We start from the raw sequence: 8905 nt of genomic DNA on the forward strand, positions 1-8905 counted from the left end.
CTGTCCGAGGTTCGGGGAGGCTAGTCCTGCACGAGGGTGCCGAGGTAGAGGCCGATGACCTTGGGGTCGGTCAGCAGCTCGCGTCCGGTTCCCGTGTAGGCGTCGCGGCCCTGGTCGAGCACGTAGCCGCGGTCACAGATCTGCAGGCAGCGACGCGCGTTCTGCTCCACCATGATCGTCGTGACTCCGGCCTTGTTGATCTCCTTCACGCGGAGAAACGCTTCGTCCTGACGCACGGGGGAGAGGCCGGCCGAGGGCTCGTCGAGCAGCAGCACGTGCGGGCCCATCATCAGGGCTCGGCTCATGGCGACCATCTGCCGTTCGCCACCCGAGAGCGACCCGGCGCGCTGGGACATCCGCTTGCCGAGCTCGGGGAAGATCTCCGTGACGAACTCGAGGCGCTCGACCAGGCCCTTGGGCTTGAGAAAAATGCCCATCTCGAGGTTCTCCCGAATGGTGAGGGTCGGGAACACGTTGTTGTTCTGCGGCACGAAACCCACGCCCTGCGCGACGAGCTTGTTCGCCTTCAGGTTGGTGATGTTCTTGCCGTGCAGCAGAATCTCGCCGGCCCGCACCTTCACCTGCCCGAAAATCGACTTGAGCAGGGTCGACTTGCCGGCACCGTTCGGGCCGATGATACCGATCAGCTCGCCCGCGTAGGCGGTCAGCGAGCACTCATTGAGAATGTTGACACCCGGAACGTAGCCGGCCGTGACGTTGTTGACCTCGACGACCTTCACCCGGGTGGGCGCGACGGCCGGTTCGGCGAGAGGGCTAGCGTTCGTCATCGAGCAACTCCTTAATGGCGGAAACGTGCACAACCTCGGCTTCGGGGTCCTCGCCGATGTCTTCGTCGTGGTGCTGCCCCAGGTAAGCGTCAATCACGGCCGGGTTCTTCATGACCTCGTGCGGATCGCCCTCGGCCACGACCTTGCCCTCGGCCATCACGATCACCCAGTCGGCAATGTGACGCACCATGTGCATGTCGTGTTCTACGAAGAGCACGGTCATGCCCTGAGACTTGAGGTTCAGGATGTGGTCAAGCAGCGACTGCGTCAGGGCCGGGTTGACGCCGGCCATCGGCTCATCGAGCATGACCAGGGTCGGGTCGCTCATGAGCGCCCGCGCCATTTCGAGCAGCTTGCGCTGGCCACCCGAGAGGCTCGCAGCGTAGTCGTCTTTCTTGGTGTCGAGCTTGAACCGGGTGAGCAGATCGAGTGCCTTCGCCTTGTTCTCCACCTCCTGCTTGCGCCAGAGAAATGGCAGCAGCGCACGGAACAGGTTCTCGCCGGTCTGCCCCTTCGCGCCGAGCAGCATGTTGTCCATGACGGTCAGCAGGCCGAGAGCCTTGGTGAGCTGGAAGGTGCGGATCTGGCCGAGACGGGCGACCCGGTAGGCCGGCACGCCGGCAATCGGGCGGCCGTCGAAGGTCCACTTGCCGGCGTCGGGCTTGTCGAAACCGGTGAGCAGGTTGAACAGCGTCGTCTTGCCGGCGCCGTTCGGGCCGATCAGCGCGGTGATCGCCCCGCGGGGCACCTCCACGTGGTCGACGTCGACGGCGGTCAGGCCGCCGAAGGTACGGCGCACGCCGTCGACGACCAGGATCGGATCCCGCTTCTGGCAGCCGGGTTCGGCCTCACCGATGTGCAGGTCGATCGTCTTGATGGGCTTGCCGGTGGGACCCGTGGGAATCACCGGAACAGTATTAGCGGACAAAGGCCAACTCCTTCTTGTTTCCGAAGATGCCTTGCGGTCTAAATATGACTATCAGCATGATCGCGACCCCCACCAGGATGAAACGTAGTTGGCTTCCCTGAACGCCGGTCATGAACGGAAACCAGCCGGCCTCGACGGCTCGGGATACGAAGCCGGAGAAGAACGACAGCAGTACCCAGAAGATCATCGATCCGACGATCGGACCGAGCACCGTCGCGGCCCCGCCGAGCAGCAAGATCGCGTAGATGAAGAACGTCAGCGTGGTCTGATAGTTCGAGGGAACGACCGCGCGGGGAAGCGCGAAGATCATGCCGGCGATGGTACCGAAGACGCCACCGAGAACCAATGACTGCATCTTGTAGGCGTACACATTCTTGCCGAGGGCACGCACGGCGTCCTCGTCTTCACGGATGCCCTTGATGACGCGGCCCCAGGGGCTGCGCATGATCTGCCACACGAACAGGGCGGCAAGAATCACGATCGACCAGGCCACGATGCGCAGCCAGGTGTCGTAGGCGTTGTTCTCGAACGGGCCGAAACCGTAGCTGCCGGCGGCCAGCGGGTTGAGCGCGGCGAACTCGTTCTTGTAGCCGCTCAGACCGTTCGCCGAGCCGGTGACGGATGCGAAGCTGTTCGTCGTGAACAGCAGCCGCACGATCTCCGCGGCCGCGATCGTGACGATCGCGAGATAATCGGCCCGTAGCCGCAGGGTGGGAATACCCAGAATCAGCGCGAAGATGACGGATGCGCCCACCCCCACCAGAAATGCTCCCCAGACCGGAAACCCGAAGGTGAGGATGGAAATGGCGTAGCCGTAGGCGCCGAGCGCCATGAAGCCGGCCTGGCCGAAGTTGAGCAGGCCGGTGTAGCCGAAGTGCACCGCGAGCCCGAGGGCGGCGAGGGCGTAGGCGGCCGTGGTCGGGCTGATCAGCTCGACGGCAGCGTTGCTAAAGATTGCTCCCCAGTCCATGTGAACCCCTAACCAATTCTCTCTTTGCGACCCAGGATGCCTTGCGGCCGGAACAGCAGCACCAGGATCAGAACGACCAGGGCGCCGGCAAACTTCATGTCGGACGGAATCCACAGCGTGGACACTTCAACGAAGATTCCCACGATGAGCGACCCGACGAGGGCGCCGAAGGCGGTGCCCAGACCTCCCAGCGTCACGGCAGCGAATACGAGCAGCAGCATCTGGAACCCCATGTCCCAGCTGACGCCGGGCCGGAAGTAGGCCCAGAGCACGCCGCTGAGGCCGGCCAGGGCGGCGCCGAGAACCCAGACAATGCGAATCACATTGTCGACGTCGATGCCACTGGCCGAGGCCAGGCTCGGGTTGTCTGACACCGCGCGGGTCGCCTTTCCGATGCGGGTGCGCAGCAGAAAATAGGCGACTCCGAGCAGCACGACGATGCTGATGGCCATGCTGCCGATGTCGATCGGGGAGATCGAGATGGGACCGAATTTGAGGTCGGCCTGACCCGTGCCCGGCAACTGGCTCGTGCCGCCGCCGAAGAAGAACTGGTACAGGTAGCGCAGCGCCAGTGAGAGCCCGATACTCACGATCATGAGCGGGATCACGGCGACGCCCTTGCGCCGCAGCGGCTTCCAGAGCGCCGCGTCGAGGGTAAACCCGAGCGCCCCGCTGAGCACCACGGCAATGATGATGGCGAGCCAGACGGGCAGCCCGAATCCTGAGAAGACCAGTGTCATGAGAGCACCGAAAGTTATCAGTTCGGCGTGGGCGAAGTTGCTGAGCCCGGTGGTACCGAAGATCAGCGAGACGCCGATCGCCGCGAGGGCGAGCAACAGGCCGAAGTTCAGGCCGTTGACGAGCCGGTCGAGGAACTGGTTGAAGAAGCTTGTGGTCTCCCGTGTGTCTTCGCCCAGAAAGAAGTTGACCGAGACCGAGTCGATCAGGTCGAACTCGGCCTGAAACTCGTTCGCGCCGTCTTCCACGGCGACGCCCTCCGGCAGGGTGTCCTCGTCGAGGGTGACCTTGTACGTGTCTTTCTCGGGAACGCCGATCTTCCACTTGCCTTCGGCGTCGGTTTCGACCTCGGCCTCGTACCCGCCGCCCTCGGCGGTGATGCGCACACCCTCAAGGGGGTCACCGCTGTACTTCACGTTGCCCGACAACGCGAATTCGTACTCGGTTCCGACTTCATCGGCGTGCGCGCTGCCCGCGGAGAAGGTCGACAGGGTCAGGGCTGCGAAAAGCACTCCGAGCAGAACAATGATCATCCTGGGTGTGAATCTGCGAGCCAGCTGAATGGGCTTCACGGGACCTCCATGTTGGTGCCGACCGGGTATAAACCGGGCGGGCGCCGGGTCTCACTGCCAACAACGTTGTCGACAGTACGTGCCGATTATGTCCTATATGTTTCGCATACGTTCATCCACACACCGTTCTGGTAACGGAATAGCCAGCGGTCAAACACGCTTAACATTGAGGGACCCGGATTTCTCGAAACTTCCGGTAGGTTTTCTGTTCTTTTTTGCACGGATTCAATGCCAGTTCGATACTCGTTCCAACACGCAAAGGGGTTTTATGGATCAGCCAGATCCGTTCGGTTTCACCGGGCTCACCTACGACGACGTGCTGCTCCTGCCGGGGCACACCGACGTCATTCCGAGTGAAGCAGTAACAAAATCCCGGTTGACACGGCGAATCGACGTGTCGCTGCCCTTGCTCTCGAGCGCCATGGATACCGTCACCGAGACCCGGATGGCCATTGCCATGGCCCGTGAAGGTGGCCTCGGCATTCTGCACCGCAACCTCTCGATCGGCGACCAGGCCGAACAGGTCGATCTGGTCAAGCGCAGCGAGTCCGGCATGATTACCAATCCGGTAACAACTTCGCCCGACGCCACGGTGGCCGAGGTAGACGCCCTGTGCGGCCAGTTCCGCGTGAGCGGTCTGCCCGTTATCGACGGTGAGGGAATCCTCGTCGGCATCATCACGAACCGTGACATGCGCTTCGTGCCGAACGCGAAGAAGGCACTCACCCGGGTGCGCGAGGTCATGACGACCTCGCCGCTGATCACCGGCAAGGTCGGCATGGCCCCCGAAGACGCCCTCGCGATCTTCGCCCGCCACAAGATCGAAAAACTGCCCCTGATCGACGCCGCCGGCAAGCTCACCGGCCTCATCACCGTGAAGGACTTCGACAAGAGCGAGGAATACCCGCTCGCCACCAAGGATGACGCCGGACGCCTGCGCGTCGGCGCGGCCATCGGCTTCTTCGGCGACGCCTGGCAGCGCGCGACCGCCCTGCTCGAAGCCGGCGTCGACGTACTCGTGGTGGACACGGCGAACGGCGACAGCGCCGGGGTGCTGGACATCATCCGTCGCCTGAAATCGGACAAGGCCTTCGCCGATGTCGATGTCATCGGCGGCAACGTGGCGACCCGTTCGGGCGCCCAGGCGCTCATCGACGCCGGCGCCGACGCCATCAAGGTGGGAGTGGGCCCCGGCTCGATCTGCACGACCCGCATCGTGGCCGGCGTGGGTGTGCCCCAGATCACCGCCGTCTACCAGGCCAGCCTGGCCGCGCGTGAAACCGGTATTCCGGTCATCGCCGACGGCGGGCTGCAGTACTCCGGGGACATCGCGAAGGCTCTTGTGGCCGGCGCCGACACCGTCATGCTCGGCTCGCTGCTCGCCGGCTGCACCGAAAGTCCCGGTGAGCTCGTGTTCGTCAACGGCAAGCAGTTCAAGACCTACCGCGGTATGGGCTCGCTCGGCGCGCTGCAGACCCGCGGCTCCAAGACTTCGTACTCCAAGGACCGCTACTTCCAGAGTGACGTTCCGAGCGACGAGAAGCTGATTCCCGAGGGCATCGAGGGCCAGGTCCCGTTCCGCGGCCCGCTCGCCGCCGTGGCCTACCAGCTCATCGGCGGCCTGCGCCAGTCCATGTTCTATGTGGGCGCCCGTACCATCGCCGAGCTCAAGCAAAAGGGCAAGTTCGTGCGCATCACGCCCGCCGGGCTCAAGGAATCGCACCCGCACGACGTCCAGATCGTGGTTGAGGCCCCGAACTACCGCCGTTAGAACGCACGTGCGGCATCCGCTTTCCGGCGCTCTTTTCTGGGAAGCGGATGCCGCACGCGGCAAACGGGGCCGACTGTCGGTGGCTCCGGCTAAACTGTGCTGGTGAGTATGGAAATCGAGATCGGCCGTTCCAAGCGCGCACGCCGCGTATACGCCTTCGACGACATCGCGGTGGTGCCGTCCCGGCGCACCCGCGACCCGGAAGACGTATCGGTGAGCTGGTCGATCGACGCGTATAAGTTCGACATCCCGGTTCTCGCGGCGCCGATGGACTCCGTCGTGTCGCCCGCGACGGCCATCATGATGGGCCAGCTCGGCGGCGTCGGGGTGCTCGACCTCGAAGGCCTGTGGACCCGCCACGACGATCCCGAGCTGCTGCTCAACGAGATTCGTCGCCTCTCGCCCGAGAAGGCCACCGCGCGCATGCAGGAGATGTACTCCGCGCCGATCCGGCCCGAGCTCGTCACCGCACGCCTCGCCGAGATTCGCGCCGGCGGCGTCACCGTCGCCGCCGCGCTGTCACCCCAGCGCACCCAGGAACTCTACGAGACCGTCGTCGCCGCCGGCGTCGACCTCTTCGTGATCCGCGGCACCACGGTCAGCGCCGAGCACGTCTCGCAGAACCAGGAACCGCTCAACCTCAAGAAGTTCATCTACGAACTCGACGTGCCCGTCATCGTCGGCGGCGCGGCCACCTACACGGCAGCCCTGCACCTGATGCGCACCGGCGCGGCCGGCGTGCTCGTCGGCTTCGGCGGGGGAGCCGCCGGCACCACCCGCGCGACCCTCGGCATCCACGCCCCGATGGCGACGGCCGTCGCCGACGTGGCCGGCGCTCGCCGCGACTACATGGACGAATCCGGCGGCCGCTACGTGCACGTCATCGCGGACGGCGGCCTCAGCACCTCGGGCGACATCGTCAAGGCCATCGCCTGCGGCGCCGACGCCGTCATGCTCGGCACGGCTCTGGCCCGGGCGACGGATGCTCCCGGCGCCGGCTTTCACTGGGGCGCCGAGGCACACCACCCGCAGCTTCCCCGCGGCAAGCGCGTCGAGGTCGGCACCGTTGCGCCGCTCGAAGCGATCCTGTACGGCCCCGCTCCGGTGGCCGACGGCACCGCCAACCTGATCGGCGCGCTGCGCCGATCGATGGCGACCACCGGCTATTCCGACCTCAAGGAATTTCAGCGGGTCGAAGTGGTTGTCGCACCGTACCGAGTGAACTAACGTCGAATAAAGGCACGCTGTAGTACAAAAGGACGCCGCCGTCCCACGCCCGCACGAACCATTTTCTCGTAAATTGGAGTCGCAAATGGCCACGCAGAACTCAGTCCCCAACAACGTCACCCGGTCGACCAAACTGGGGCCTGAGGAACGCGCGGCCGCGCTGGTCAAGCTCAAGACGAAAGAACTCGACATTCTCGTCGTGGGCGGCGGCATCGTGGGCGTGGGCTGCGCAATGGATGCCGTCACTCGCGGCCTGAGCGTCGGCATCCTGGAGGCCAGGGACTGGGCCTCCGGCACGTCGAGCCGCTCGTCCAAGCTCGTGCACGGCGGCATCCGCTACCTGGAACAGCTCGACTTTCGACTGGTGCGCGAGGCTCTCACCGAGCGCGGACTGCTGCTGCAGCAGCTAGCACCGCACCTCGTGAAGCCGGTGCGGTTCTTGTACCCGCTCAAGAAACGGTTCAGCGAGCGGTTCTACATCGGTGCCGGCATGCTGCTCTACGACATCTTCTCGTACACGGGCGGGCGCCCGCCCGGGGTACCGCACCACCGCCACCTGTCCAAGCGCCAGGTGCACAAGCTCATGCCGAGCCTCGCCGGCGACGCCCTCGTCGGTGGCATCACCTATTACGACGCCCAGGTCGACGACGCCCGCTACGCGGCCTCGCTCGTGCGCACCGCCTCGTTCTACGGAGCCCATGCGGCCAGCCGGGTGCGGGTCGAGGGCTTCATCAAGGTCGGTGAACGCGTCGTGGGCGTGCACGCGCACGACCTCGAGACCGACGAACACTTCGATGTGCGGGCCAAGCAGGTCGTCAATGCGACCGGCGTCTGGACCGACGACACCCAACGCATGGTCGGCGAACGCGGCACCTTCAAGGTGCGGGCCTCGAAGGGCGTGCACCTCGTCGTGCCGCGTGACCGCTTTCAGAGCGCGATGGGGCTGCTGCTGCGCACCGAGAAGAGCGTGCTGTTCGTGATTCCCTGGGGCCGGCACTGGCTCATCGGCACCACCGACACCGACTGGCATCTCGACAAGTCCCACCCCGCCGCGACGGCCGCCGACATCGACTACATTCTCGAGCACGTCAACTCCGTGTTGACCGTACCGCTCACCAGGGAAGACGTCGAGGGTGTCTACGCCGGGCTGCGCCCGCTGCTGGCCGGGGAAAGCGACCAGACCTCGAAGCTGTCCCGCGAACACCTGGTCGGGCACTCCGTTCCCGGCCTCGTCGTCATCGCCGGCGGCAAGTGGACCACCTACCGCATCATGGCCAAGGACGCCGTTGACGCGGCCGCGGATGCCCTCGACGGCAAGGTTCCCGCCTCGACGACCCAGAACATCCCGCTGCTCGGCGCCGAGGGGTACCAAGCCGCCTGGAACAAGCGCGGCAAGATCGGCCGGGCGTTCGGCCTGCACACCGTGCGGGTTGAGCACCTGCTGAACCGTTACGGCACCCTCACCGACGAACTGCTCGACCTGATTCGAGCGGATGCCTCACTGGCCGAGCCCCTGCCCGGCGCCGACGACTACATCGCCGCAGAGGTCGTCTACGCCGCGTCACACGAAGGGGCGCTGCACCTCGAAGACGTGCTCGCCCGCCGCACCCGCATCTCGATCGAGGCCTGGGATCGCGGCATCTCCGCCGCACCCGTCGCCGCGAAGCTGATGGCCGGGGTGCTTGGTTGGGACGCCACCCAGGAGGAACGCGAGGTGGCCATTTACCTTAGGCGCGTTGCCGCCGAGCGTGCCTCGCAGCTGGAACCCGACGACGAGTCCGCCGACCGGGTGCGGCTCGAGGCCCCCGACATCGTCATCACAAACTAGCCCGCGGCGGGGCCCGCGCGGTGGCCCGGCCGGTGCGGGGTCCGCCCGCGGTGGCCGGGCCCGTGGCATCCGCTGCCGACGGC

At 65.5% G+C, this 8905-nt stretch carries 7 protein-coding genes; 3 read left to right on the forward strand and 4 right to left on the reverse strand.

What is annotated here, in order from left to right:
* Nucleotides 1–20: 20 nt before the first annotated feature.
* Genes E3T55_RS07365 through E3T55_RS07380 form a run of 4 tightly spaced genes read right to left on the reverse strand, consistent with a single transcriptional unit; the run spans nucleotide 21 to nucleotide 3957 of the window.
* Nucleotides 21–788, reverse strand: coding sequence for an ABC transporter ATP-binding protein (locus tag E3T55_RS07365; protein WP_134518931.1), 768 nt, complete (start codon nucleotides 786–788; stop codon nucleotides 21–23).
* On the reverse strand, nucleotides 775–1692 hold the full coding sequence (locus tag E3T55_RS07370; RefSeq protein ID WP_420897980.1) for an ABC transporter ATP-binding protein: 918 nt from the start codon (nucleotides 1690–1692) through the stop codon (nucleotides 775–777). The genes E3T55_RS07365 and E3T55_RS07370 overlap by 14 nt, the downstream gene beginning before the upstream one ends.
* Before the next feature lie 13 nt (nucleotides 1693–1705).
* Complete coding sequence (locus tag E3T55_RS07375; protein ID WP_134518932.1) at nucleotides 1706–2686, reverse strand: branched-chain amino acid ABC transporter permease; 981 nt, start codon at nucleotides 2684–2686, stop codon at nucleotides 1706–1708.
* A gap of 8 nt (nucleotides 2687–2694) precedes the next feature.
* Complete coding sequence (locus E3T55_RS07380) at nucleotides 2695–3957, reverse strand: branched-chain amino acid ABC transporter permease (protein ID WP_134518933.1); 1263 nt, start codon at nucleotides 3955–3957, stop codon at nucleotides 2695–2697.
* A 307-nt stretch (nucleotides 3958–4264) separates the two neighbouring features.
* On the opposite strand from E3T55_RS07380, the gene guaB reads away from it, so the two are divergent.
* From guaB to E3T55_RS07395, 3 genes are all read left to right on the forward strand, one after another.
* Nucleotides 4265–5767, forward strand: a complete 1503-nt coding sequence (gene guaB, locus E3T55_RS07385) for an IMP dehydrogenase (RefSeq protein WP_134518934.1) — start codon at nucleotides 4265–4267, stop codon at nucleotides 5765–5767.
* Nucleotides 5768–5875: 108 nt separating this feature from the next.
* Complete coding sequence (locus E3T55_RS07390) at nucleotides 5876–6994, forward strand: GuaB3 family IMP dehydrogenase-related protein (RefSeq protein ID WP_119971842.1); 1119 nt, start codon at nucleotides 5876–5878, stop codon at nucleotides 6992–6994.
* A gap of 85 nt (nucleotides 6995–7079) precedes the next feature.
* The gene (locus tag E3T55_RS07395) at nucleotides 7080–8822 is read left to right on the forward strand and encodes a glycerol-3-phosphate dehydrogenase/oxidase (RefSeq protein ID WP_134518935.1); all 1743 of its coding nucleotides are present in this window, start codon (nucleotides 7080–7082) and stop codon (nucleotides 8820–8822) included.
* The last annotated feature ends 83 nt before the right edge of the window (nucleotides 8823–8905 follow it).

The sequence above is a fragment of the Cryobacterium frigoriphilum genome, assembly GCF_004403305.1.
Classification (GTDB): domain Bacteria; phylum Actinomycetota; class Actinomycetes; order Actinomycetales; family Microbacteriaceae; genus Cryobacterium; species Cryobacterium frigoriphilum.

Coding starts and splice junctions, on each gene's coding strand:
- E3T55_RS07390 (WP_119971842.1), top strand. CDS start 5,876: ATGGAAATCGAGATCGGCCGTTCCAAGCGCGCACGCCGCGTATACGCC.
- E3T55_RS07395 (WP_134518935.1), top strand. CDS start 7,080: ATGGCCACGCAGAACTCAGTCCCCAACAACGTCACCCGGTCGACCAAA.
- E3T55_RS07365 (WP_134518931.1), bottom strand. CDS start 788: ATGACGAACGCTAGCCCTCTCGCCGAACCGGCCGTCGCGCCCACCCGG.
- E3T55_RS07380 (WP_134518933.1), bottom strand. CDS start 3,957: ATGATCATTGTTCTGCTCGGAGTGCTTTTCGCAGCCCTGACCCTGTCG.
- guaB (WP_134518934.1), top strand. CDS start 4,265: ATGGATCAGCCAGATCCGTTCGGTTTCACCGGGCTCACCTACGACGAC.
- E3T55_RS07375 (WP_134518932.1), bottom strand. CDS start 2,686: ATGGACTGGGGAGCAATCTTTAGCAACGCTGCCGTCGAGCTGATCAGC.